22 protein-coding genes are annotated in these 22,569 nt (G+C 61.7%); 12 read left to right on the top strand and 10 right to left on the bottom strand.

The window, feature by feature from the left end; all coding sequences use genetic code 11:
- Positions 1 to 89 precede the first annotated feature (89 nt).
- A complete protein-coding gene (locus ABD847_RS13095) occupies positions 90 to 281 on the top strand; it encodes a hypothetical protein (RefSeq protein ID WP_345013732.1) in 192 nt (63 codons plus the stop codon).
- A 356-nt stretch (positions 282 to 637) separates the two neighbouring features.
- Here the strand turns inward: ABD847_RS13095 and ABD847_RS13090 are convergent, their stop codons facing one another.
- Entirely contained in the window at positions 638 to 1,102 is a 465-nt protein-coding gene (locus tag ABD847_RS13090; RefSeq protein ID WP_345013730.1) for a GNAT family N-acetyltransferase, read from the bottom strand.
- Positions 1,103 to 1,260: 158 nt separating this feature from the next.
- Between ABD847_RS13090 and ABD847_RS13085 the strand changes: the two genes are divergently transcribed.
- Positions 1,261 to 1,845 carry a SprT family zinc-dependent metalloprotease gene (locus tag ABD847_RS13085; RefSeq protein ID WP_345013728.1) on the top strand — a complete coding sequence of 195 codons (585 nt, stop codon included), beginning with the start codon at positions 1,261 to 1,263 and terminating at the stop codon, positions 1,843 to 1,845.
- Between the two features lie 148 nt (positions 1,846 to 1,993).
- Positions 1,994 to 4,027 (top strand): BCCT family transporter, encoded by a 2,034-nt coding sequence (locus ABD847_RS13080; RefSeq protein WP_345013726.1) that lies wholly within the window; start codon positions 1,994 to 1,996, stop codon positions 4,025 to 4,027.
- 67 nt (positions 4,028 to 4,094) lie between these two features.
- On the opposite strand, the gene ABD847_RS13075 is transcribed toward ABD847_RS13080, so the two are convergent.
- Positions 4,095 to 4,916 carry a DUF5718 family protein gene (locus tag ABD847_RS13075; RefSeq protein WP_345013724.1) on the bottom strand — a complete coding sequence of 274 codons (822 nt, stop codon included), beginning with the start codon at positions 4,914 to 4,916 and terminating at the stop codon, positions 4,095 to 4,097.
- 149 nt (positions 4,917 to 5,065) lie between these two features.
- On the opposite strand from ABD847_RS13075, the gene ABD847_RS13070 reads away from it, so the two are divergent.
- From ABD847_RS13070 to ruvX, 5 genes are read left to right on the top strand one after another with little or no spacing between them, the layout of a single operon-like run.
- Entirely contained in the window at positions 5,066 to 5,755 is a 690-nt protein-coding gene (locus ABD847_RS13070; protein ID WP_345013722.1) for an endonuclease, read from the top strand.
- Entirely contained in the window at positions 5,755 to 6,486 is a 732-nt protein-coding gene (gene rsmE, locus ABD847_RS13065) for a 16S rRNA (uracil(1498)-N(3))-methyltransferase (protein WP_345013721.1), read from the top strand. The genes ABD847_RS13070 and rsmE overlap by 1 nt, the downstream gene beginning before the upstream one ends.
- Positions 6,487 to 6,495: 9 nt before the next feature.
- Positions 6,496 to 7,467, top strand: a complete 972-nt coding sequence (gshB, locus tag ABD847_RS13060) for a glutathione synthase (protein WP_345013719.1) — start codon at positions 6,496 to 6,498, stop codon at positions 7,465 to 7,467.
- 16 nt (positions 7,468 to 7,483) lie between these two features.
- Complete coding sequence (locus tag ABD847_RS13055) at positions 7,484 to 8,038, top strand: YqgE/AlgH family protein (protein WP_345013717.1); 555 nt, start codon at positions 7,484 to 7,486, stop codon at positions 8,036 to 8,038.
- Entirely contained in the window at positions 8,035 to 8,466 is a 432-nt protein-coding gene (ruvX, locus tag ABD847_RS13050; RefSeq protein WP_345013715.1) for a Holliday junction resolvase RuvX, read from the top strand. The genes ABD847_RS13055 and ruvX overlap by 4 nt, the downstream gene beginning before the upstream one ends.
- 23 nt (positions 8,467 to 8,489) lie before the next feature.
- On the opposite strand, the gene mtlD is transcribed toward ruvX, so the two are convergent.
- Both mtlD and ABD847_RS13040 read right to left on the bottom strand, forming a co-directional pair.
- Positions 8,490 to 10,688, bottom strand: a complete 2,199-nt coding sequence (gene mtlD, locus ABD847_RS13045) for a bifunctional mannitol-1-phosphate dehydrogenase/phosphatase (RefSeq protein WP_345013713.1) — start codon at positions 10,686 to 10,688, stop codon at positions 8,490 to 8,492.
- A gap of 322 nt (positions 10,689 to 11,010) precedes the next feature.
- Positions 11,011 to 12,438 (bottom strand): alanine/glycine:cation symporter family protein, encoded by a 1,428-nt coding sequence (locus ABD847_RS13040; protein ID WP_345013711.1) that lies wholly within the window; start codon positions 12,436 to 12,438, stop codon positions 11,011 to 11,013.
- Positions 12,439 to 12,677: 239 nt separating this feature from the next.
- Between ABD847_RS13040 and tal the strand changes: the two genes are divergently transcribed.
- Both tal and ABD847_RS13030 read left to right on the top strand, forming a co-directional pair.
- Positions 12,678 to 13,649, top strand: a complete 972-nt coding sequence (tal, locus tag ABD847_RS13035; RefSeq protein ID WP_345013709.1) for a transaldolase — start codon at positions 12,678 to 12,680, stop codon at positions 13,647 to 13,649.
- A gap of 118 nt (positions 13,650 to 13,767) precedes the next feature.
- Complete coding sequence (locus ABD847_RS13030; RefSeq protein WP_345013707.1) at positions 13,768 to 13,956, top strand: DUF3545 family protein; 189 nt, start codon at positions 13,768 to 13,770, stop codon at positions 13,954 to 13,956.
- Positions 13,957 to 14,013: 57 nt separating this feature from the next.
- On the opposite strand, the gene ABD847_RS13025 is transcribed toward ABD847_RS13030, so the two are convergent.
- On the bottom strand, positions 14,014 to 14,496 hold the full coding sequence (locus tag ABD847_RS13025) for a hemerythrin domain-containing protein (RefSeq protein ID WP_345013705.1): 483 nt from the start codon (positions 14,494 to 14,496) through the stop codon (positions 14,014 to 14,016).
- A gap of 92 nt (positions 14,497 to 14,588) precedes the next feature.
- Positions 14,589 to 15,278 carry a uracil-DNA glycosylase gene (ung, locus tag ABD847_RS13020; protein ID WP_345013703.1) on the bottom strand — a complete coding sequence of 230 codons (690 nt, stop codon included), beginning with the start codon at positions 15,276 to 15,278 and terminating at the stop codon, positions 14,589 to 14,591.
- 365 nt (positions 15,279 to 15,643) lie between these two features.
- Between ung and grcA the strand changes: the two genes are divergently transcribed.
- The gene (gene grcA / locus ABD847_RS13015) at positions 15,644 to 16,021 is read left to right on the top strand and encodes an autonomous glycyl radical cofactor GrcA (RefSeq protein WP_345013701.1); all 378 of its coding nucleotides are present in this window, start codon (positions 15,644 to 15,646) and stop codon (positions 16,019 to 16,021) included.
- A gap of 79 nt (positions 16,022 to 16,100) precedes the next feature.
- On the opposite strand, the gene ligA is transcribed toward grcA, so the two are convergent.
- Both ligA and zipA read right to left on the bottom strand, forming a co-directional pair.
- Entirely contained in the window at positions 16,101 to 18,149 is a 2,049-nt protein-coding gene (gene ligA / locus ABD847_RS13010; RefSeq protein ID WP_345013699.1) for an NAD-dependent DNA ligase LigA, read from the bottom strand.
- Positions 18,150 to 18,211: 62 nt separating this feature from the next.
- Positions 18,212 to 19,039: a cell division protein ZipA gene (gene zipA / locus ABD847_RS13005; RefSeq protein ID WP_345013697.1), complete on the bottom strand. Its 828-nt coding sequence runs from the start codon at positions 19,037 to 19,039 to the stop codon at positions 18,212 to 18,214.
- A 227-nt stretch (positions 19,040 to 19,266) separates the two neighbouring features.
- On the opposite strand from zipA, the gene cysZ reads away from it, so the two are divergent.
- Positions 19,267 to 20,022 carry a sulfate transporter CysZ gene (gene cysZ, locus ABD847_RS13000; RefSeq protein WP_345013695.1) on the top strand — a complete coding sequence of 252 codons (756 nt, stop codon included), beginning with the start codon at positions 19,267 to 19,269 and terminating at the stop codon, positions 20,020 to 20,022.
- 57 nt (positions 20,023 to 20,079) lie between these two features.
- Here cysZ and mepK read toward each other — a convergent pair whose 3' ends face one another.
- The gene (mepK, locus tag ABD847_RS12995) at positions 20,080 to 20,625 is read right to left on the bottom strand and encodes a peptidoglycan L,D-endopeptidase MepK (protein ID WP_345013693.1); all 546 of its coding nucleotides are present in this window, start codon (positions 20,623 to 20,625) and stop codon (positions 20,080 to 20,082) included.
- Between the two features lie 198 nt (positions 20,626 to 20,823).
- The gene (locus ABD847_RS12990; RefSeq protein WP_345013691.1) at positions 20,824 to 22,350 is read right to left on the bottom strand and encodes a L,D-transpeptidase family protein; all 1,527 of its coding nucleotides are present in this window, start codon (positions 22,348 to 22,350) and stop codon (positions 20,824 to 20,826) included.
- Positions 22,351 to 22,569 lie beyond the last annotated feature (219 nt).

Genomic DNA, 22,569 nt, shown 5'->3' with positions numbered 1-22,569 from the left:
TCGTAGCATGAGCGCCCATCGCCGGTGGTGCACAGCCCCGCCAGGCAGCAGGACGCAGATCCCCCTCACATGGAGACGTTGAGAACATCATGGAAAAACAGATAACGATTGGCACCAAGACGATTTACGGCGAAGTTCACGCCATCCAAGCCAACAATGGCGAATGCACCTACTTCTGCGTGGACAGGTTCGATGCCCTCAATATCATCCCCGAAGAGATGATACTGGAATGCCTCTCCGTGAGCCTGCCGGCAATGCGGACCAAATCCACCGTACAATAAGCCAGAGGCGGCCAGGAGCGCAGGGCCTCGTGCATGTTTGGTGCCACGAGCCGACGCCTTAACCCAGTGGTTGGGGTGTAAACCAGCATGATAGCTGCCCTGACACTCGTACTCGCCTCACTGGTGTGCTGGCCGCTCGCCGGCTTTTTGATCCACACAGTACTGATGGGGTTAGCGTCCGGCAAAATCCGGCATAGTACGGCGAGCCGAGTGTGTCGTCGCGCTGATAATCCCTGGGGCTTCTGGGCACGGGTGGTGCTCTTTAGCGGGATTGCCTGCCTGGCGGTGTGGGCCGGGTTGCGACTGCTCCTTCGTTAAGCCAAGGACAGGCTTGGCCTGACCACAGCGCCTGCTTCTTAGCCCCCAAGCCGCATATGGATCAAGGCCTGCCGCTGGCCCGCCAGATCGTACCGCGCCTCCACCTCGTAGGGCACAAATCCCAGCTTGCGGTACAGCAAGAGCGCCCGGCTGTTGCTGGCAAACACCGACAGGTGCGGCTGCACCCCCAGTCCGTCACAGATGCCCAGCATATGCTGCACCAGCGCCGCTCCCAGCCCCTGGCCTCGGCACCCCTCCGCCACCACCACATTGCCCAGAAACGCCGAGCGCCCCGGCACCAGCTGATAGAGGTTGGCAAACGCCTGCACCTGGCCGTCGAGCAGCCCCACGGTCAGGTGGGAGCGCTCCTGCGCCAGACGAGCTAACTGCTCGGCATCCCAGGGAAAATGGCCGGCCGGATGCACCAGATACAGGGCCTGGGCATCCGGTACCAGGGCGGCGATACCGGCATAATGAGCGGGGGTGGCGGGGGTAAAGTCCATGTGTCCTCCAAGGAATCGCTGCCTAGGGCAGCCTGGTCGCCCATGATGCCACGCCCGGTCGTTGCCCCAGGCCAGACCAGACGCCAGTCCCGGTCACCGGTCCTGAACTTGCCCTGGCCGAGCCCCCCGGGCATCATGCCCGGGTTGAAGGAGATGCCATGTCCCACGTCCTGCCAGCCGCCCCGGCCACCGCCCTACCCACAGAGCCCCGCAATGCGCCCGGCCTCATCCCCGCCCAGCCGGATGCCGAGCTGAGAGAGGCCTGCCATCGGCGCCTGGCGGACTGGATGACGCGGCTGTTGCGTGATGGCCAATGGCCGGCGGGCCGCCCGCTGCCGCTGCTGAGCTTCAATCAGCGGGGCAAGGCGGCCGGCACCGCCCGGTTGAGCCAGTGGGCGATTCGCCTCAACCCGGTGCTGCTGGCCGCCCACCCCCAGGTGTTTCTCGACGAGGTGATCCCCCACGAGCTGGCCCACCTGCTGGTGTTTGCCCGCCATGGCCGCACCCGGCCCCACGGGGTGCAGTGGCAGCGGCTGATGCGCGAGACCTTCGGCCTGGTGCCCCGCGTCACCCATAATCTGGATGTCTCGAGCCTGAGTGGCCCCAGCTTTGCCTACCGCTGCGCCTGCCGGGAGCACAGCTTGAGCCTGCGCCGCCATAACAAGGTGCAGCGGGGACAGGCCAACTACCTGTGCCGGGATTGCCGCACCGCCCTGCGCCCAGCCGAGTCCACCCCCGGCTAGCCCCGCCAGCCCTCGAACTTGATTCCAATTGAAGCCGGATTAGGGATCCGCTAGGCTGAAGCAGCCCGTCGCGCTACCCAGCCCTGTGGCGCGCCACAGCCTACTGGCATCGTGGCCCCTGTTCCGCCATGCCCTTGAGGAGATCGTCATGACGATACCCGGCTCCGTTAAACCCCGCTGTACCCTGTCCCTGCCCATTTTGATCCCCGGCCTGCTGTTTATCGGCCTGCTGCTGGCCATCTGCGCCCTGGCGCCGGATGCCGCCGCCCGTTTCTTCGGCAGCGGCCAGAGCTGGATCGCCGCCCACTTCAGCTGGTTCTATGTGCTGGTGGTGGGGCTGTTTCTGATCCTGCTGCTGGTACTGGCGTTTAGCGACTACGGCAACATCCGCCTGGGACCGGACGATGCCAGGCCCGAGTTCAGCTTCACCTCCTGGTTGGCCATGCTGTTTGCCGCCGGCATGGGCATAGGCCTGATGTATTTTGGCGTGGGGGAACCCATGACCCACTTCGTCTCGCCGCCCCAGGCCGAGGCCATGACCCCGGCGGCGGCCAAGGAGGCCATGGTCACCACCTTCTTCCACTGGGGCTTTCATGCCTGGGCCATCTACGCCATCGTCGGCCTGGTGCTGGCCTACTTCGGCTTTCGCTACAACCTGCCGTTGACCATCCGCTCCGGCCTCTACCCCATCTTCAAGGAGAAGATCCACGGCCCCATCGGCCACGCGGTGGACGTATTCGCCCTGGTGGGCACCATCTTCGGTATCGCCACCACCTTGGGCTACGGCGTGCTCCAGCTCTCCGCCGGCATCACCCGGCTCACCGGCCTGGACACCTCAGGGGATCTGTTTCGCTTCGGCCTCATCGGCGCTGTGATCGCCCTGGCCGCCCTGTCGGCGGTCACGGGGCTGGACAAGGGGGTCAAGCGTCTGTCCGAGCTGAACCTGGGGCTGGCCATCACATTGCTGCTGTTCGTGCTGTGCTTCGGCCCGACCCAGCACATCCTCGGCGCCCTGTCGGAGAACATAGGCAACTATGTCTCGTCCCTCACCCAGTTGACCTTCCGCACCTTTACCTACAGCGAGACCAGCCAGGCGGGCTGGTTCGGCAACTGGACCCTGCTGTACTGGGCCTGGTGGATCTCCTGGTCACCGTTTGTCGGCCTGTTTATCGCCCGCATCTCCCGGGGCCGCACCTTGCGGGAGTTCGTGCTGGGGGTGCTGTTTGTGCCCACCGCCTTCAACCTGTTGTGGATGACGGTGTTCGGCAACACCGCCATCTGGCTGAGCCAGCACGGCGGTGAGCAGGCCCTGGCCGACTCGGTGAGCAACGTGGATGCCCTGCTGTTCAACTTCTTCGATCTGCTGCCCGGTTCCGACATCACCTCGGCCCTGGCGGTGATCCTCATCAGCGTCTTCTTCGTCACCTCGGCGGACTCCGGCGCCTTTGTCATCGACAACATCGCCACCCAGGGCAAGGAGAACTCGCCGGTGTGGCAGCGGCTGTTCTGGGCCCTGCTGCTGGGGACCACCGCCGGCATCCTGATGTCCACCGGTGGCCTGGCGGCCCTGCAGTCCATGACGCTCATCGCCGCCCTGCCATTTGCCTTCATCATGCTGCTGCTCTGTCTGGGGCTGTGGCGGGGCCTCATCGCCGACAAGGAACACTCCAGCCGCCGCCTGTCGCCGGCCACGGATTTTTGGAGCGGCAAGCAGTGGCGCAACCGCCTGGATCACCTGCTGCGCCATGCCAACGAAGCCGATGCCCGCCGCTTCATGCAGCAGACCGCCTTGCCGGCGCTGCAGGCCATCTGTGCCGAGCTGATGGCCCGGGGCCTGGATTGCCAGGTGGAGCAGATTGACGAGCATCAGTGCCGCCTGCTGGTGCCCCAGGAGGGCCGCCGGGACTTCTGCTATGGCGTTCGCATCGAGGCGCGGCCCACCCCGTCCTTCAACCCGTTGGAGGCGGCCCACAGCCACGATCAAGACGAGCTGATCTACGAACCCATGACCTTCTTTGCCGATGGACGGGCCGGCTACGACATCCAGTACCTGACCCGGGATGAACTCAGCGCCGACGTGCTGCGCCAGTACGAGCGCTACCTGGTGCTGAGCCAGGATGAACAGCTGGATCTGCTGAGCGCCGCGCCGGAGCACGATCCACCCGAGCCCAGCGCCGGCTAGGGACCCGCAAGCAAAAGGCCAGGCAAATTGCCTGGCCTTTGTCTTGGTACGCTGTGCCGTGGCCCGCTTAGACCACCTGCTGGCGCAGCAAGGAGACGCCGGGGGCGTCCAGGTGCCCCTGCGCCAGGGCCGCCTGCACCGCCTCGGGGGTAAAGTCGGCCGCCGGATAAAGCACCACCAGGGACTCGTCACCGGACTGCAGATAATGGCTCTCGCCAAACGGCGTGTAGCGGGTGGCGCCTATGCTGATCAGCGCCTGACGGGGGTGACCGGCCTGGGCCAGCAGCCCGGCGATGTGCTCGGCGGGGCCCTCGTCCTGCTGGTGGTTCATCTTGTCGATGAGCCAGCTCACCAGGCGCTGATGAAAGTAGCTGTAATCCACCACGGCGCTGTCCTGACCGTAGGGGTGCAGCTCTCCATTGCGGCGCAGGAAGCTGGCGATGCGGTAACCGTCCAGCACGCCACCGGGCAGCAGGCTGTCCAGCGGCAGCAGCGGGCCGACCCCCTTGCTGTTCGGGCCCCAGTTTTTCTTCTCACTGATCTTGCGGGCATGGGGCTTGCGGATGGAGCAGTCGTTATAGGCGGCGAAGGCCACCGGCTGCAGCTCGGTCACCAGGCCGTCGCGATAGGTGAGATCGCACAGAATGGCCACCTCGGGCTCGATCTGCAGATTGTCGCCACTGTCGGTGGTCTGAATGCGGCAGGAGGAGAGCGGGAACACCGACAGAAAACCCGCGGTGGCCGCCGGTACATAGAAGGGGAAGATGGCCTTGGGGGCCGTGGCATCCGCCACCTTCACCTGAGCGAAATCCTTGGCCTCGCCCGCCTGCTCCAGATGGCCGGCAAAGTTGCCCGCCACCCCCAATCCGATCACCTTGTTCAGTTCCATTGTGTGTCCCTTGTTTGGCCTGGGGTTTGACCTGGCCGAGTCTACCTGTCCGTCGGCGGCAGGCAAGCCCTGCCCCGCCCTTTTCTTCTGAGTCACGGATGTTATCCTAGCCCCCCTGTTGTTTGTCTTAGCGACCATAGTGTGCAGTCATGGCCTTGCGTAGTCTGTTGTTGGGGTGTCTTCTCACCTGTTGTATCGCCTTCCCGGCCGTTGGTCAGGATTTCAATCAGGCCAAGCGCCAGGCCGTCAGCCTGTATCGCGACCATCCGGTGACCTTCTATTGCGGCTGTGCCATTCGTTACGAGGGCAAGCGCATGCTGCCGGAGTGGGACAGCTGCGGCTACGCCCCCCGCAAGCAGCCCAAGCGGGCAGCCCGCATCGAGTGGGAGCACCTGATGCCGGCCTGGGAATTCGGCCACCAGCGCCAGTGCTGGCAGCAAGGCGGTCGCAAGAACTGCGCCCAGAGCGATGCCGGCTTTCGCCAGATGGAGGGGGATCTGCACAACCTGGTGCCCGCCATCGGTGAGGTGAACGGCGACAGGGCCAACTACCGCTTCCAGCAGTGGAATGCCGAAGCCAACCAGTACGGTGCATGCCCCATGGTGGTGGACTTTGCCAAGCGCCGGGTGCAGCCGCCGGAGGCGAGTCGCGGCGCCATCGCCCGCGCCTATCTGTACATGGCCCAGCGCTACGACTTGCGCATCGCCGAGCAACAGCTGAAACTGTTCAACGCCTGGAACAAGCAATATCCGGCGGACGCCTGGGAATGCCAGCGCAACCGCCGCATCACCCAGTTGCAGGGCCAGGCCAACCCCTTTATCACGGAGCAATGTCCCTGATGCGAGTGCCCAGAATTTACGAGCCCGCCCCCCTCTCCCCCGGCCAGCCGCTGGCCCTGTCGGAGGACGGCGCCAACCATGTCGGTCGGGTGCTGCGCATGCAGCCGGGTCAGTCCCTGGTACTGTTTAACGGCGAGGGCGGCCAGTATGCCGCCACCATCAGCGCGGTGAGCAAGCGTCAGGTGGAGGTCGTCATCGAGGCCTTTGATGCCCACGAATGCGAGTCACCTCTGGCCCTGCACCTGGGCCAGGTGGTGAGCCGCGGCGAGAAGATGGAATTCACCATCCAAAAGTCGGTGGAGCTGGGGGTACAGATCATCACCCCCCTCATCTCCGAGCGCTGCGGCGTGCGCTTAAACGGCGAGCGGTTCGACAAGAAGGTGGAACAGTGGCAGAAGATTGCCATCGCCGCCTGCGAGCAATCCGGTCGCAACCGGGTGCCGGAGATCCGGCCGGTGCAGGCCCTGGGCAACTGGCTGGCCGAACCCGGCGATGAGCTCAAGCTTAACCTGCATCCCCGCGCCGCCTACAGCATCAACACCCTGCCGGTGCCGGCCCACGGCGTGCGGCTGCTCATCGGTCCGGAGGGCGGCCTGTCGGATGAGGAGATACAGCAGGCCGGCAACGCCGGCTTTGTGGATGTGCTGCTGGGCCCCCGGGTGCTGCGCACCGAAACCGCGGCCCTCACCGCCATCACAGCCCTTCAATGTCGCTTCGGCGATCTGGCATAAGGAAGCCCAATGACCATCAAACTCGGCATCGTCATGGACCCCATCGCGGGCATCAAGATCAAGAAGGACACCAGCTTCGCCATGCTGCTGGAAGCCCAGCGGCGGGGCTATGAGCTCTACTACATGGAGATGGGCGATCTCTATCTGGAAGAGGGCGAGGCCCGAGCCAGCCTGCGCCGCCTGACGGTCAAGGAGGATCCTAACGGCTGGTATACCCTGGGTGAGCCGGAGGATGCCCCCCTGGCCATGCTGGATACCCTGCTGATGCGCAAGGATCCGCCGTTTGACACCGAATACATCTATGCCACCTATATCTTGGAACGGGCCGAAGAGGCCGGCGTGCTGGTGGTGAACAAGCCCCAGAGCCTGCGGGATGCCAACGAGAAGCTGTTTACCGCCTGGTTTGCCGAGCACACCCCCACCACGCTGGTGACCCGCAACGCCCAGCGGCTGCGGGCCTTCCACCGCCAGCACCAGGATGTGATCCTGAAACCCCTGGACGGCATGGGCGGCGCCTCCATCTTCCGCATCAAGGCCGACGACCCCAACGTGGGGGTGATCATCGAGACCCTGACCGAACACGGCCAGCGCTATTGCATGGCCCAAACCTACCTGCCGGCCATCAAGGATGGCGACAAGCGGGTTCTGGTCATCGACGGCGAGCCGGTGCCCTACTGCCTGGCGCGCATCCCCGCCAGAGGAGAGACCCGCGGCAACCTGGCGGCCGGCGGCCGCGGCGAGCCGCGCCCCTTGAGCGAGGCCGACTGGGCCATCGCCCGGGCGGTAGGCCCGGTGCTCAAGGCCAAGGGGCTGCTGTTTGTCGGCCTGGACATCATTGGTGACCGTCTCACCGAGATCAACGTCACCAGCCCCACCTGTATTCGCGAGATCGAGGCCGTCTACCCGGTGAACATCGCCGGCCAGTTGATGGACGCCATCGAGCGGCGCCTGGCCCAGGCCTGGTCGCCCACCCCAGCATAAGGACACACTGCCCTTCATGAGCTATCTGCAGAATCATCTACTCATCGCCATGCCCAGCCTCGAAGATCCCTTCTTCGAGCGCTCCGTCATCTACCTGTGCGAGCACAACGAGGAGGGCGCCATGGGGCTGACCCTCAATGTGCCGCTGGAGCTGAACCTGTACGATCTGCTGGTACAGATGAAACTGCCCGAGCCCAGCGAGCACCTGAAAGAGGTGCCGGTGCTGGCCGGCGGCCCGGTGCACAACGACAGGGGCTTCGTGCTGCACAGCCCCCAGCCGGGCTTTCACTCCTCCCGCCAGCTCTCCGACGAGCTGATGATCACCACCTCCCTGGATATCCTCAGCACCCTGGGCACCGACGCCGCGCCGGAGCAGTATCTGGTGACCCTGGGGTACGCCGGCTGGGAGGCCGGCCAGCTGGAGCAAGAGCTGCTGGAGAACAGCTGGCTGACGGTACCCGCCAGCCTGGATCTGCTGTTTGACACCCCCATGGTGGATCTGTGGCAGGCCGCCACCGCCACCCTGGGCATCAACATCTGGCAGATGCCGCAACAGGCAGGTCACGCATGAAGCCGGTTGGCCAGCGTACCCTGCTGGGTTTTGACTTCGGCACCAAGAGCATAGGCATGGCGGTGGGCCAGGAGATCACCGGCTCCGCCCGCCCCCTGGGCTCCTGCAAGGCCAATGACGGCATCCCCAACTGGGACGACATCGGCAAGCTCATCAAGGAGTGGCAGCCGGATCTGCTGGTCATCGGCCTGCCCCTGAACATGGACGGCACCGAGCAGCCCCTGACCCAGCGGGCCCGCAAGTTCGCCAACCGCCTGCATGGCCGCTTCAACCTGCCCATCGCCCTGCAGGATGAGCGGCTCACCACCACGGATGCCAAGGCCCGGCTGTTTGAGGCCGGCGGCTACCGCGCCCTGGAGAAGGGCAAGGTGGACGCCCTCTCCGCCCAGCTGATCCTCGAATCCTGGCTGGCGGCGCCCCAGGGCTAAGGGCACCGCTACGCCGAGGGGCGTCAGCCCTCTACCGAAACCAAGGTATCTTGGGTGGGCTCCGTCAGCAGTGACTGTGGCGACGGCGCCAAGGGACGGGCGAAGAAGCGCTCCGGCTGCTGTTCAAACTCCGTCTGCAAGTCGGTAAGCCGAGCCAGCAGGGCGCCTTGCTCCGCACCGCAAAAGCGTACCGACTTGCCCGCCAACTGCCAGCGCTGACTCAACAGCCGCGCCAGACTGCCGCTTTGGGCATACCACTGCCGCAGCTGACGCCCCTCCTCGTCCGCCGGTTCCACCCCTTGCAGGGCCCAGAGCAACCCCGCCGCCAACCCCAACTCCAGCATGGGGGTGGCCAGCCCCTGCTCCTGGGCCAGGGCCAGCGTGGCCAGTACCCGCTCCCCCTGCTGCAGCTTGCGAATGGGATCCCGTCCCACCCGGGCACAGGGATCCTTGAACGACAGACGGCAACGCTGCACGAAGGCCGGGATGAAATCCGCCATGTAATCGGCATGCTGCGGCCAGCGGGAGCGCAGCAGCGGCTGTATCTCCTCCCGCAGCAGGCGCTCCACCAGGCGCTGCACCCGCTCATCCCCCATGGCCTGCCCTATGGTCTGATAACCCAGCAGACTGCCGAACCAGGCCAGGATGGCGTGGGTGCCATTGGACAGGCGGTTCTTGATCACCTGCAGGCTGGCGATGTCCGCCACCACCCTGACCTGGCGCAGCCGTGCCAGCAGGGGACTGGCATCGCTCACGTACAGCGGCATGTCCGGCTCGCTGTGAAACAACACCAGGTTGATGCGGGCGAGCCGTTGCTGGATGGCCGACAGGTCCCCCAGCACGGCCGTGATGGCCGGCAGGCTCAGCGATGCCCCCGTGCCGCTAGCTCCGGTGGATTCGTCGGCATGGGCCGGCAGAGCCGGGGTCTCATCCAGTCGAGCCAGCCGGTGCTGGATTGCCTTGAGCAGGGCCCGTTTGGAAAGACGGGACACCATGCGGTTGACCACAGTCTCGCAGAAATAGACCTGCCCCAGCGCCGCCTCTGCCTCGGCCTGGCTGACCCGGCGCAGTAGGGCCTCCTGGATCTGTTGCCGGACAAACTGGCCGGCACGCACCTTGTTGAGCACGATGAGCAGGGTCAGGGGCCCGGCAGCCACCGCCTGACGGGCCAGCAGCGCACGGGCCAGCAGATCCGCCTGCTGGCGGAGAGCCGACTCCGGCAGGCACAGGGCCACCAGGGGACAGGCACGGTACATGCCTAAGATGGCCGCCTCGTCTGCCGCATCGATGAGCTCCACCCGCTTGATGGTCTGCTCGAAGGCCAGGCGCTCGTAGTTGACGGTGAACTGGCCGAAGGCGTTGACCAGATTGCGCAGCAAGGCATTGCCGGTGACCCCTATGATGCGCGCCGGGCGGGTATAGCCATCCCAATGGGACAACACCTGGCTCAGATAGCCGCCGCCCATGGCACCGAAGCCGTGGATCCCCACACTCAGCTGGTTGCAACTCTGGGGAAAGCGCTCGTTGAGTCGGGGCATGGGGTATCGACGGGTCACCGGCATGAGTTCCGCCAGGAAGTCATTCAGCGTCTCACCGGCGAACAGGGCCTGCTGGCGATAACACAGATCGGGATCCTTGATGTCCTTGATATACACCGGCTGACCGCCGGCTGCGATGGCCGCACGCAGCCCGTTTTGCGAATCCTCGAACATCAGGCACTGCTCCGGTGGGCAGGTCAGCCGCTCGGCGGCGGCGACAAAGATCTCGGGATCCGGCTTGCCCTGGCTGACCTCATCACCACAGACCACCGCATCGAAATACTTGCTGAGATTGCCCCGTTGCAGGTATTCCTGTGCGATAGCCCGTCGGCTGGAGGTGGCCACGGCGAGCAGGATGCCGTTTTTCTTGAGCCGCTCGAGCACGTCTATCAAACCCTCTTTCACCGGTACGCCATGCTGGCGCACATACTCCAGCTCCAGCTCGTCGGCCCGGGCACGGATCTGGGCGTAGGGATAGGCCTTGCCATACAGGGCCTTGGCCAGGGCCTCGGCCCGCACGGCGCTCAGTCCCAGCGAGTCCAGCAACAAGGCTTCGCTCATGCTCTGCCCTGACAACTCGGCCGAGGCCTGCTTGAGCATGACAAAGCGCAGTCGCTCGGTATCCAGCATGGTGCCATCCATATCGAAAATGGCCGCAGAAATCGATTTGCCTAAAATTTCCATATTTAAACTCTCCTGTTAATTTTAATTACCCACATCTTGAATGCATGGGGTGACCGTTTTAATCTCCTGATGGTGTGATTTATTTTTATGATACCCGTTCACCAGCACAGAATCAAACCCATGGCCTGATGGGAATTTATTCAATATATGATCGACCGGGAGGATAAATTCAAATCACTGTTTTACTTGATATTTTGTTTTTATTTTTGAATTAGGTTATTTTAATGACTGAGTGAATGGAAATATAAAAACAGGCAGGTTTCACTGGAAATAAAAAAGAGGCGCTTGGCCTCTTTTTTATTGTTTGCTGAGATGCGGATTATTATCTATCTTGACCATCCCAAATTCCTGGCTCGATCTGCTGCTTGAGTTCGGGGAATTTATTGACATCAAACACCGGCAGGCGACCACTATCCCGCTGCAGGTTGTAATCCTTGGCTAGCTTGATGGCCACCCCGGAGAGCAGCAAGATGGCCACCAGGTTGGTCACCGCCATCAGTGCCATGGAGACGTCCGCCATGGCCCACACCAGAGGCAGCTCACCCACGGCGCCAAACATCACCATCCCCAGCACGAACAGGCGGAACAGTGTCATGCCCGCCAGGTGGTTGTGCTCGAGGAAGATGAGGTTGTTCTCGGCGTAGGCATAGTTGGCCACTATGGAGGTGAAGGCGAAGAAGAACAGCGAGATGGCGATGAAGTAATTGCCAAAGCCGCCGATGTGGCTGGTGAGCGCCTTCTGGGTCAGGGCGATGCCCGTCACCCCGGAGCCCGGTTGTACCTGATCCGACAGCAGCACTATGGCGGCGGTGGCGGTACAGATCACCAGGGTATCCAGGAACACCCCCAGCATCTGTACATAGCCCTGGGAGGCCGGGTGCGGCGGATAGGGGCTGGCGGTGGCGGCGGTGTTGGGCGCCGAGCCCATGCCCGCCTCGTTGGAGAAGAGCCCGCGCTTGATGCCCTGCATCATGGCCTGGGAGATGGCATAGCCCACGGCACCGGAGCCCGCTTGCTCAAGACCAAAGGCTGACTTTACCACCAGCAGGAAGACGCCCGGCAGCTGCGGCAGGTGCATCAGCACCACCACCAGGGCCATCAGGATATAGGCCAGCGCCATGAAGGGCACCACCAACTCGGAGAAACGGGCGATGGCCCGGATACCGCCGAAGATGATAAGACCCGTGAGCAGCACCAGGGCCAGTCCCGTCGCCCAGGTCGGCACGGCGAAGGCTTCGGTCATGGCGGCACTGATGGAGTTGGCCTGTACGGCGTTGAACACCAGACCAAAGGCCAGGATCAGAAAGAGGGAGAACATGACCCCCATCCAGCGCGCCCCCAGGCCCCGCTCCATGTAGTAGGCCGGCCCGCCCCGATAGATGCCCTTGTCATCCCTCACCTTGTACAGCTGGGCCAGCGTGCTCTCCACGAAGGCGGTGGCCATGCCGATGAGGGCGATCATCCACATCCAGAAGATGGCCCCAGGTCCGCCCAGGTAGATGGCCACGGCCACCCCCGCCAGGTTGCCGGTCCCCACCCGCGCCGCCAGGCCAGTACACAGCGCCTGGAAGGAGGAGATGCCGGAGGTATCTGCCACCCGGCTGTGCCGCAGCACACTGAACATGTGGCCAAAATGCCGGAACTGAATAAAGCCCAGGCGAATGGTGAACATGAGACCGACACCGATGAGCAGGTACACCAGCACAGTGCCCCACATCAGGTCGTTGATGAAATTGATGATGTTGTCCATCTGACAGGCGTCCTCTAATCCTAGGTTCGCTGTTGCCGACCTGGCCTGAGCCCGGCGGCCAATTAAGGGAGGGACTCTACCACAGCGGGCGATCCCCCGCCTGCCCAGCGTATGCCAAGGCAGTTTAGCCGGTGAAAAAATCGCTTGCCCCCGCCTATTTGTTAGCTGGATTTGCTTTATATGTCAAAGATTCGTTAACTGAGAGCCCCGAGGGAAGCCAAGCGCATAAGGACCTATCGATGCAAAGCGTATTATCCCAGTTACAACAGATGACCACCCTGGTGGCCGATACCGGCGATGTGGATGCCATCGCCCGCCTTCACCCCCAAGATGCCACCACCAACCCCTCCCTGCTGCTGAAGGCCGCCCAGAGTGAACGCTGTGCCCCGCTGCTGGAGCAGGCGATGGCCTGGGCCCGGCAACAAGGGGCACCCCACGAACAAGAGACTCTGGCCCTGGCCTGCGACCAGCTGGCGGTGCTAGTGGGCAGCGAGATACTGCGCCAGATCCCCGGTTGCGTCTCCACCGAGGTGGACGCTCGCCTCTCCTTCGATACCCAGGCCAGCGTGGCCCGGGCCCGCCGGCTCATCGCCCGCTATCAGGCCGCCGGCATCGACAAGGAACGGGTGCTGATCAAGCTGGCCGCCACCTGGGAGGGAATCCGCGCCGCCGAGGTGCTGGAGCGGGAGGGGATCCGCTGCAACCTGACATTGCTGTTCTGTTTCGCCCAGGCGCAGGCGGCCGCTGAAGCCGGCGCTTATCTCATCTCCCCCTTCGTCGGTCGCATCCTGGATTGGTACAAACAGCATCAGCCTCAGGGCGACTATCCGGCCGAGCAGGATCCGGGTGTGCTATCGGTACGCCGCATCTACGACTACTACAAGTCCCATGGCTACCCCACCATAGTGATGGGGGCCAGCTTCCGCAGTGTGGCGCAGATCATGGCCCTGGCTGGTTGTGACCGTCTCACCATCAGCCCGGCGCTGCTGGATGAGCTGGCTAACCTGCAGCAACCGCTGCCCCGTCAACTGCAACCTCGGCACGCCCCCCAGCCTCGGCCCGAGCCCCTGAGTGAAGCGGCGTTTCGCTGGCAGCTCAACCAGGATGCCATGGCCACCGACAAGTTGGCGGAAGGCATCCGGCTGTTTGCCCAGGATCAGCTCAAGTTGGAGTCCCTGCTGCAACAACGACTGGACAAAAATCAGCCCTGAACGAGGCTGTCATTTTTCTTTTCCAAGAGTGTCACGAGGACGTCTTATAGCGATTTTATTCTCGCCAGGAGTGTGATATATCCCATCTCGATAACTACACAGCGGTAAAGGAGGAGCCATGGAAAGGTTCGATCTGGATGTTGAAGAAAGCGTAGTTGTTGATACTGAGTCACGCGGTCGTGGCGCCCCGGCGGGCAAACGACGCTGGCGCGAAATTGAAACCCTCAAGGAGAAGTTCCGACTCAAGAAGGAGCTCCAGGAGATCGACATCGGCTTCGATGTTCTGGCAGGAGACCTCGATTTCTAAGATAAAAAGCGGCGCCCATGGCGCCGCTTTTTTATTGCCTTCTGGCGAAGCAGCCGTTCAGTCGTGGTTGTGCTGCAGCCGTTCGAACAGATCCCGGTAGCGCTCGGCGACCTGATGCCCAAACAGGGGATCTTCGGCGCCGGAGTTGTGCCAGCTCTGCTCTATGTGCCGCCAATCATCCTCGGTGAGGGATTGACGCAGCAAAGGAAAGACCTCTTTTTCCTCATAATCCAGGTGTCGCTGTTGCAGCACGATAAACTGCTCCAGCTTGGCCGCCATCTGATCCTGCGGTATCACCGCATCCATCAGAATCATCTCCACCAGCTCCCGCAACTCGGCACCGGCGGTGATCAGCTTCTGGTGCTCCTCCAGCAGTTGGGTGGGCATGTCAGGATCCTGACAGCGATACTTGAGGTAGTAGTCGTAGATGACGTCTTCCTTGGGATGGTGCTGCCTGTCCGACACCTCGCTCAGGTAGCTCAGCACATCACGCAGCAGGCGTGCCATATTGATATGTTCTTGGTGCAAACCATCCAGCATGGGGGCTCCTCACGTTGGCTCTGTGATCACCCCGCCAGTATAGCGCCCTTGACTGGGAGGCGTGCCGCCCTCGCCAAAAAGCGCAACCTGGGTCACGAACCCGACAGGGCCGTCACCTGCCGTGGCAGATGCCAATCGATGGGGCTCAAACCCTGGGCACTCAACAGGGCGTTGGCCTGGGTGAAGTGGCCACAACCGATGAAGCCGCGGTGGGCTGACAAGGGGCTGGGATGGGGTGCCGTCAGCACATGATGGCGCTGCCGGTCGATGATGCGCCCCTTCTTCTGGGCGTGGGCCCCCCACAGCAGAAAGACGATGCCGCTACGCTGGGCATCCAACGCGGCAATCACGCGATCGGTGAAGGTCTCCCAGCCCAAGGCGGCATGAGAGTGGGCCTTACCCGCCTCCACCGTCAGCACAGTATTGAGCAAGAGCACCCCTTGCTGCGCCCAACTGGCCAGGTAACCGTGGTTAGGGATCTGAAAATCGGGCAGATCCCGTGCCAGCTCCTTATAAATGTTCACCAAGGAGGGTGGCGCGGGTACCCCCGGCAGCACAGAAAAACAGAGGCCGTGCGCCTGATTGGGGCCATGGTAGGGATCCTGCCCCAGGATCACCACCTTGACCTGATCGAACTCGGTAAACTTGAAGGCATTGAACACGTCCGCCGCCGGCGGGTAGATCACCTTGCCCAGCTCCCGCTCCCGCCGCACAAACTCCAGGGTCTCCTGAAAATAGGGCTGAGCCTTTTCTACACCGATCACATCACGCCATACGGTCATAACAGAGGATTCACTAAGAAAAACAATGGCACACAGAATAGACAGACCGACAGCCCCAGGCAAGGACCCAGGTCACAACCGTGATTTGTAGTAAAATTACTAGATTGGTGATTTCTGATGGATGTCGCGAGTTGATTAGAATCATGAAACTGGATATTTATTGACTTAGATCAATAAATTCGACCTATTCCATGGGACTTATGTGGCCATTGACTCTTGCGGCATGTTCGTAAATTTACTAATGTAGCATCATAGATACATGATTGACGGCGCCCAGGTGCCGCCATCTTTGTCCTGGCGTATGGACCCAGCTGTCGATAGCTGAAACCGGATGCGCCACCATTCAAATCCATAGGAGCACTATCATGGTTAAGGGTATCCAAATCACTCAAGCGGCCAACGATGCACTGGTCAACTCTTTCTGGTTGCTGGACGATGCCAATCAAGAGGCGCGTTGCCTGTGTGCCAAGGGCGACTACACCGAAGATCAGGTGGTGGCCATCAATACCCTGGGACAGATTGAATACCGCGAAATTCCGGTGAAGCTCGAGCCCAAGCTCGAAGGTGGTCAGCACCTCAACGTGAATGTACTGCGTCGTGAAACCCTGGAAGATGCCGTGGCCAATCCGGAAAAGTATCCGCAGCTGACCATTCGCGTGTCCGGCTATGCCGTGCGCTTTAACGCCCTGACCCCGGAACAGCAACGGGACGTCATCACCCGTACCTTTACCCAGAGCCTGTAAGCCACAGCTGTTCTGCCGGGGCTCTCCCATCGCCCGCGATAAAAAAAGCGCCCAACGGCGCTTTTTTATTTTGGTCGCCTCACAACGCCACACTGGCCGGATCCGCCAGCCAGGCAATCAAGGTTGCCTCATCAAACACGGGAATGCCCAGTTCCTGGGCCTTGGCCAGCTTGGAGCCGGCGGCCTCCCCTGCCACCACGGCACTGGTCTTGGCCGATACCGAGCCCGCCACCTTGGCCCCCAGGGCCTGCAACGCCTGCTTGGCCTCATCCCGACTCATCTGAGTTAAGGTGCCTGTCAGTACGACCGTCTTGCCCGCCAGCGGTTGGGCTGAGGCCGCCCGCTCCGGCATGGCCGGCCAGTGGATCCCCGCGCCGCCTTGCTCTTTGGGCAGACACAGGGCCGACAGCACCTCCTGATTGTGGGGTTGCCGGAAGAAGTAGTAGACATGCTTGGCCACCACCTCCCCCACATCCGGCACTTGCAGCAGCTGCTCCACTGATGCCTCGGTAATGGCCTCAAGCGAGCGAAAATGTTGGGCCAGCCCCAGTGCGGTGGCCTCCCCGACCTCCCGAATCCCCAATGCAAACAGAAAACGGGGCAGGCTGGTGAGGCGGGCCTGGTCGATGGCCGCCAATAACTTGTTGGCCGATTTCTCCCCCATCCGCTCCAGGCCCAGCAAGGCATCAAGCGTCAGGCGGAACAGATCTGCCGGATTGTGCACCAATGCCTGGTCAACCAGCTGGTCGATGAGCTTCTCCCCCAGCCCTTCAATGTCCATGGCGCGACGCGCCACGAAATGCTGCAGGGCCTCCTTGCGCTGGGCGGCGCAGTAGAGACCGCCACTGCAACGGGTCACCGCCTCGCCAGGCAGCCGCTCGACCTCAGAGCCACACACAGGGCAGACCTCAGGGAACAGAATCTCCCGACATTGTTCAATATCCCGCTGCTCTAACACCACGGCGACGATCTGGGGTATGACATCCCCGGCACGGCGGATGATGACACTGTCACCGATCAGCAAGCCTAACCGGGCTATCTCGTCGGCATTGTGCAAGGTGGCATTGGAGACGGTCACCCCCCCCACGAAGACGGGATCGAGTCGGGCCACGGGCGTAATGGCGCCGGTACGACCGACCTGAAACTCCACGTCCTTGACTTGGGTGATCTCCTCCTGGGCTGGGAACTTGTGGGCTACCGCCCAGCGCGGCGCCCGCGCCACGAAACCCAGCTGGGCCTGCTGGCTCAGATCGTCCACCTTGAACACCACGCCATCAATTTCGAACGGCAAGCCATCACGGCCAGCCAGTATCTCATCGTGATAGGCTTGGCAACCGGCCGCATCCAGCACAGGCCGCACCCGATCGCACACCGGCAGGCCCCAGGACTTGAGTCGCTGCAGGCGCTGATAATGGGAGCCCCCCAGCTCATCCGGCTCACACAGACCGATACCGTAGGCGTAAAAGGCCAACGGCCGGCTGGCGGTGATGGCCGGATCCAGCTGGCGCAGGCTCCCTGCCGCCGCGTTACGCGGATTGGCAAAGACCTTGCCCCCCTGGGCCAAGGCCTGGGCATTCCAGGCCGCAAACCCCGCCTTGGGCATGAAGACTTCGCCCCGCACCTCCAGCCGTCGTGGCCACCCCTCCCCCTGCAGCTGCAAGGGGATCGCCCGCACGGTACGCACGTTGAGGGTGATGTCTTCCCCTGTGCTGCCGTCACCCCGGGTGGCTCCCCGTGTCAGGCGCCCTTCCTCGTACAGCAGGCTGACCGCCAGTCCATCTAGCTTGGGCTCGGCACAGAAGGTCAACGGCGCCTGGCTGCCCAGCCGCTCGCCAATCCGCCGACAGAAGGCCACCAGCCCCTCATCATCGAAGATGTTATCCAGTGACAGCATGGGAATGGCATGACTGACCTGGCTAAAACCCTCGGCAGGCTTGCCCCCCACCCGTTGTGTGGGGGAGCTGGCATCCAGGTATTCCGGATGCGCGGCCTCCAGCATGGCCAGCTCACGAAACAGGCGATCGTACTCGGCATCCGGCAAGGAGGGCGCATCCAGCACGTAATACTCGTATTCGCAGCGACTAAGTTGCCCCCGCAGGGCCGTAATGCGTGCTTGGATCTCGTTCATCTGAGTGCTACCAATAAAAAGTGCGGCCTCAAGCCGCACCTAGGTTGTCTTGTGGCCACGGCTCAATGGCTGTCGTAACTGCGCAGCTGATCGCGATAACGGTTCAGACTGTCTTCAGTCAGCGGCTGACGGCCCTGATCACAGAGAATGCCATCCAGCTCACTGGCCAGCTTGTCCGCCGCCCGCAGCATCAGCTCGAAATGCGCCAAACCACGCCCCTTGGCCGGCAATTGCATAAACAAGGAAATGCCGGGGGTCTGGAAGCTCGCCATGCTGTCAGGATTGAAGGTGCCTGGCTTGACCATGTTGATCAGGCTAAAGAGGACCTCGCCCTGACCGTTCATCTCCAGATGACGATGGTAGATGGACATCTCGCCGTAGCAGAAGCCCAACAGCTTGAGCACCTCGGCCAGTTTCACACCGGGGATCTGCTGTTCACCGCGAGCCATGACGTTGATGACGTAAACGTCCTGCCACTGGGCATAGGTCGGTTGCCGCCACTCGGTGTGGTGGCTCGGGTGACTGGGAGACGGAGTCTGCACCGATGGCGGTGTCTCAGGCATGGCGGCCACTACAGGCTCAGCCGCCACCATGGGCTCGATGCGCTCATCGGCACTCAGGCCGGGCAGCGCCTCATCCACCAGGGGATCAGCCGCCCCGACGGGCTCGCCGCGACGGGAGATGATGCGAACCTTGCCGATGCCGTCCTGGTCAAAACCATCCACGTCCTTGGTGCCCTGAGCCAGCTTGGGCTCCTGCATCATCTTGCCCAAGGGTTTCTCCTTGATGGGCGAGCGACGATTCTTGCGGCTGGTCCAGAGTCCATGGATCACCAAGGCGGCAATGGCCAAGGCGCCGATGATGACTAATACGATTCGCAAATCCTGCATTGCAGAGTCTCATTCCAATCCAAGTGTGTCCACGTTTGAGCACAGCTCGAAACGGGAGTCAGTTGCTACATCTTACTACGTCAGGCCCTGACTGTCTGGTACGGCCAGAACCAGCTCGTCGACCCTTGCCCCAGTCGGGAATAGGATGTTGCAAAACAGTGCTGACTTTACCAAAACCTACGGCTGTTTGTAATATCTGGCTGACAACCAATCTATTGGAAATCAAGATGATCCAAAATCTGTCCCGCCGAAGCGGTCTAGGCTATTTTCTCACCGGCGCCAAATTGATCGTCCAGCCTGGCCTGCGGCAGTTCGTCTTGCTGCCCTTGCTCGCCAATATCGTCCTCTTCTCCCTGGCACTGTGGGCCGCCGTTTATCAGATAGGCAATCTCAATCACTGGCTGGAAAACGGCCTGCCCCACTGGCTAAGCTGGCTTAGCTGGTTGCTCTGGCCGCTGGCCATCCTGGTCCTCTTGCTGTGCGTCGCCATCTTGTTCGGCACCCTAGCCAACTGGATTGCCGCCCCCTTCAATGGCCTGCTGGCGGAGCGAGTAGAGCAGCACCTCACCGGGCAAGCCCTGCCGGACACCAGCGTGACGGCACTCATCAAGGATCTGCCGCGGATCTTCAAACGGGAGTGGCTGAAATTTAAGTACTTCCTGCCCAAAGCGTTGGGCTGTCTGGTGCTGTTTTTCATTCCCGTGGTCGGGCAGACTCTGGCCCCTGTTCTCTGGTTTGTGTTTGGCGCCTGGATGATGAGTATCCAGTACTGTGATTACCCCTTCGATAACCACAAGATCCCCTTCAACACGATGCGCCAAGCGCTGGGGCAGCGTCGTATCAGCACATTGGGCTTTGGCGCCGTTGTGACTCTGGTCACCACGGTTCCCCTGCTCAATCTGGTGGTGATGCCCATCGCCGTCTGCGGAGCAACCCTCATGTGGGTAGAGCAGCACAGAGACGGCATGCTGTCTGGCCGTTAATCCCACCCGAAGAACACAAAAGGCGCCGACGGCGCCTTTTGTGTTCTATCCAATTGGTTACCAATGACGTATCTGACCTGTGTCCACATGCACAAACCCGGAACGAGGATAGTAACCCACGCCCCCCGCTTTGAGGGACAAGGCCGCTTGGCGAACACGCGCCAAGTTGACGCCCGGAATGGCCAGATCGATGGCCTGCCCCGTCATATGCAGGCTCTTCTTGGCGACGCCCTTGCTCTTGCTACGCAATACCGCATTGGTATGCGGCGAGCGATACCCGCAGATCACATGAATGTCTTTTGAGGAGCCCAGCTTGCGCTGCAGCTCGAACAGCTGGTCAAACAGCTTGGGGTCTATGTTGTGCAGCTGATTGGCACGATAATCGCGCATCAGATGACTGAACTCTTTGAGGGTACCGTGATCGTAATGACCGTTTTCCCAATAGGCCGCACTGACACGCTCGCCGGTATGCGGATTGTACAGGCGCAACTTACGCACAGGTGCGGTCTGGCTGGCCAAGGCACTCACCGGCAACAGGCTGCTCGCCAACAGGCAACCGGCGCCCAGTAGCAAACGTCGCCTACTGATATCACACTGTTCCATCTGCTTTCACCCCATACCAGAACGTCATTTGCCCACAGCCGCCCGTCACACAACAGGCAGGCAACTTGGGGAAAGTCACAGGTTCAGGGGGGGATGTCAAACCCTTAGTAGCAGACAAATCTCAATTGGCCCCGATAATCAGCATAAATTGTTATTTCTTTGCACTGACTCACAGGTTGAGATAGCCAATCGAGACAGTTAACTTTTTTGCACCGCCAACAGGCTGGCCATCACCTGGCTATCCCCCATCCGTGATCCGGCATCAAAGCCATAGATGTCATCGCGGAACTGCAACTGTCCCTGGTCATCCAACCAACTGCGCCAATAGACGGTAAACACCGGCACAGGGTTGCGCAACGGCAGCCACTTGGTGGTGGTTTCTTCAAGAAGGTTGCCCAACCGCTCATCGGTCCAAGCGGAACCTTGTAACAGCAGGTGAGCCAATTCAGCCGCCTGCTCTACCCGCACACAGCCAGAGCTGATGGCCCGACTGTCTTTATTGAACAGGCGGGGCGATGAGGTGGAGTGCAAATAGATATCGTCATTATTGGGCAAGTAGAACTTATAGCGCCCCAAGGCGTTGTGGTCCCCTGGCCGCTGCCGCAGCTGATAGGGAAAACCGGCCGCCAGGGCATGCTCCCAGGGAATGCTGTCAGGCGGGACCTGAGCCCCCTCATAGTCAATGACATCAAACTGCTCCTTCTCGAGGTAGGACGGATCCCTAGCCAACTTGGGCACTATGTCCTTCTTGAGAATGCTGCGCGGCACATGCCAGGCCGGATTCACCACCACACTGGCGATCTGGCTGGAGAGGATGGGCGTCTGGCGCTTGACCTGACCGACAATCACCCGACTGGTCATCAGCGGCTGCCCGTCCTGCAACAGACGCAGCCGGTATTCCGGCAGGTTAACCAGAATGTAGCGAGGATAACTCAATGGCCCCATGTCACGCCGCAGCAGGGTTCGCGCCAGGATCACGGCACGCTCCTGGGGCTTGACGTTGAGCCAGAACCAGGTGTGATTCCCCACCACGCCATCCACCGCCAGACCGTGGCGACGCTGAAATGCCTTCACCGCCTCCACCGTCGCGGCATCGTAGAGAATATCTTGATCGGCTGAGGGCAAATCACCGGTACGCGCCAGTAGATACTTGAGCTGCGGTACCAGGGTGTCCGCTTCATCAGGATGCAAGGTTTTACCTGCGGTGACCGGCCAAGCCCCTTGCCTGGCCATGTCCAGCAGACGCAGCAGATTAGTTCGCATGGCCTGGTAATTGGCAACCTGGGGCTGGCTCTCATCCAGCAGGGGTGTCAATTGCCCAGCCTGCAGTGCCCTTTGGTATCGCGCCAGATCGTCGGGGTTGACGGTTAAATCCAGCCCGGTCAGCTCGAGACGCTCCCGCCGCTGCCAATCGATCCCGTGCCACTGGCGGCGAAACTGGGCCATGACGCCGTACAGATCGGCATACCATTGGGCATCCTGACCATGCTGCCCCGAAACCAGTTGCAACCACAGCTGATTGAACTTGGGATGCACATCGGCCAACGCCAGCTCCAGCAGTTGCTGTGCCAGCTCCTCCCGCTCCGCGATCGACGGCAGCGGCATGGCCAGTGCCGGCTGCGGGCGGGTCTCGCTCACCGCCGCCTGGCTAGCCACCGCGCTACCCGAGCACAGCATCATCACAGGCAGCACAAAACACGTCAGCGACTGCATCCAAACACGCATCTTAAGTTCTCCATCTACGCCAATCCCCATCACAGGGATAGATTGGCGCTATTTTGCCTGTAGCAGCGCCGTTTCACCATGCTGACAACATCTGTGTTAGCAAATCCGCCCCTGAGCCATTGAATGGAAAGGAGGCCGTTGGCCACAAGTCACCAAGATGGACATGCTGAGTCAATTGAGACTTTTTCGCAAGGGGGCGGAATTCAGGCTGGTATAGTC

This window comes from Pseudaeromonas paramecii (genome assembly GCF_039540575.1).
In the GTDB taxonomy this organism is placed as follows: Bacteria; Pseudomonadota; Gammaproteobacteria; order Enterobacterales; family Aeromonadaceae; genus Pseudaeromonas; species Pseudaeromonas paramecii.
This window is presented reverse-complemented; position numbering and strand designations above follow the sequence as displayed.

Coding starts and splice junctions, on each gene's coding strand:
- ABD847_RS13025 (WP_345013705.1), bottom strand. CDS start 14,496: ATGCTGGATGGTTTGCACCAAGAACATATCAATATGGCACGCCTGCTG.
- ung (WP_345013703.1), bottom strand. CDS start 15,278: ATGACCGTATGGCGTGATGTGATCGGTGTAGAAAAGGCTCAGCCCTAT.
- cysZ (WP_345013695.1), top strand. CDS start 19,267: ATGATCCAAAATCTGTCCCGCCGAAGCGGTCTAGGCTATTTTCTCACC.
- ABD847_RS13090 (WP_345013730.1), bottom strand. CDS start 1,102: ATGGACTTTACCCCCGCCACCCCCGCTCATTATGCCGGTATCGCCGCC.
- ABD847_RS13075 (WP_345013724.1), bottom strand. CDS start 4,916: ATGGAACTGAACAAGGTGATCGGATTGGGGGTGGCGGGCAACTTTGCC.
- ABD847_RS13055 (WP_345013717.1), top strand. CDS start 7,484: ATGAGCTATCTGCAGAATCATCTACTCATCGCCATGCCCAGCCTCGAA.
- ABD847_RS13095 (WP_345013732.1), top strand. CDS start 90: ATGGAAAAACAGATAACGATTGGCACCAAGACGATTTACGGCGAAGTT.
- ABD847_RS13080 (WP_345013726.1), top strand. CDS start 1,994: ATGACGATACCCGGCTCCGTTAAACCCCGCTGTACCCTGTCCCTGCCC.
- gshB (WP_345013719.1), top strand. CDS start 6,496: ATGACCATCAAACTCGGCATCGTCATGGACCCCATCGCGGGCATCAAG.
- grcA (WP_345013701.1), top strand. CDS start 15,644: ATGGTTAAGGGTATCCAAATCACTCAAGCGGCCAACGATGCACTGGTC.
- ruvX (WP_345013715.1), top strand. CDS start 8,035: ATGAAGCCGGTTGGCCAGCGTACCCTGCTGGGTTTTGACTTCGGCACC.
- tal (WP_345013709.1), top strand. CDS start 12,678: ATGCAAAGCGTATTATCCCAGTTACAACAGATGACCACCCTGGTGGCC.
- ABD847_RS13030 (WP_345013707.1), top strand. CDS start 13,768: ATGGAAAGGTTCGATCTGGATGTTGAAGAAAGCGTAGTTGTTGATACT.
- mtlD (WP_345013713.1), bottom strand. CDS start 10,688: ATGGAAATTTTAGGCAAATCGATTTCTGCGGCCATTTTCGATATGGAT.
- ABD847_RS13040 (WP_345013711.1), bottom strand. CDS start 12,438: ATGGACAACATCATCAATTTCATCAACGACCTGATGTGGGGCACTGTG.
- zipA (WP_345013697.1), bottom strand. CDS start 19,039: ATGCAGGATTTGCGAATCGTATTAGTCATCATCGGCGCCTTGGCCATT.
- mepK (WP_345013693.1), bottom strand. CDS start 20,625: ATGGAACAGTGTGATATCAGTAGGCGACGTTTGCTACTGGGCGCCGGT.
- rsmE (WP_345013721.1), top strand. CDS start 5,755: ATGCGAGTGCCCAGAATTTACGAGCCCGCCCCCCTCTCCCCCGGCCAG.
- ABD847_RS12990 (WP_345013691.1), bottom strand. CDS start 22,350: ATGCGTGTTTGGATGCAGTCGCTGACGTGTTTTGTGCTGCCTGTGATG.
- ligA (WP_345013699.1), bottom strand. CDS start 18,149: ATGAACGAGATCCAAGCACGCATTACGGCCCTGCGGGGGCAACTTAGT.
- ABD847_RS13085 (WP_345013728.1), top strand. CDS start 1,261: ATGTCCCACGTCCTGCCAGCCGCCCCGGCCACCGCCCTACCCACAGAG.
- ABD847_RS13070 (WP_345013722.1), top strand. CDS start 5,066: ATGGCCTTGCGTAGTCTGTTGTTGGGGTGTCTTCTCACCTGTTGTATC.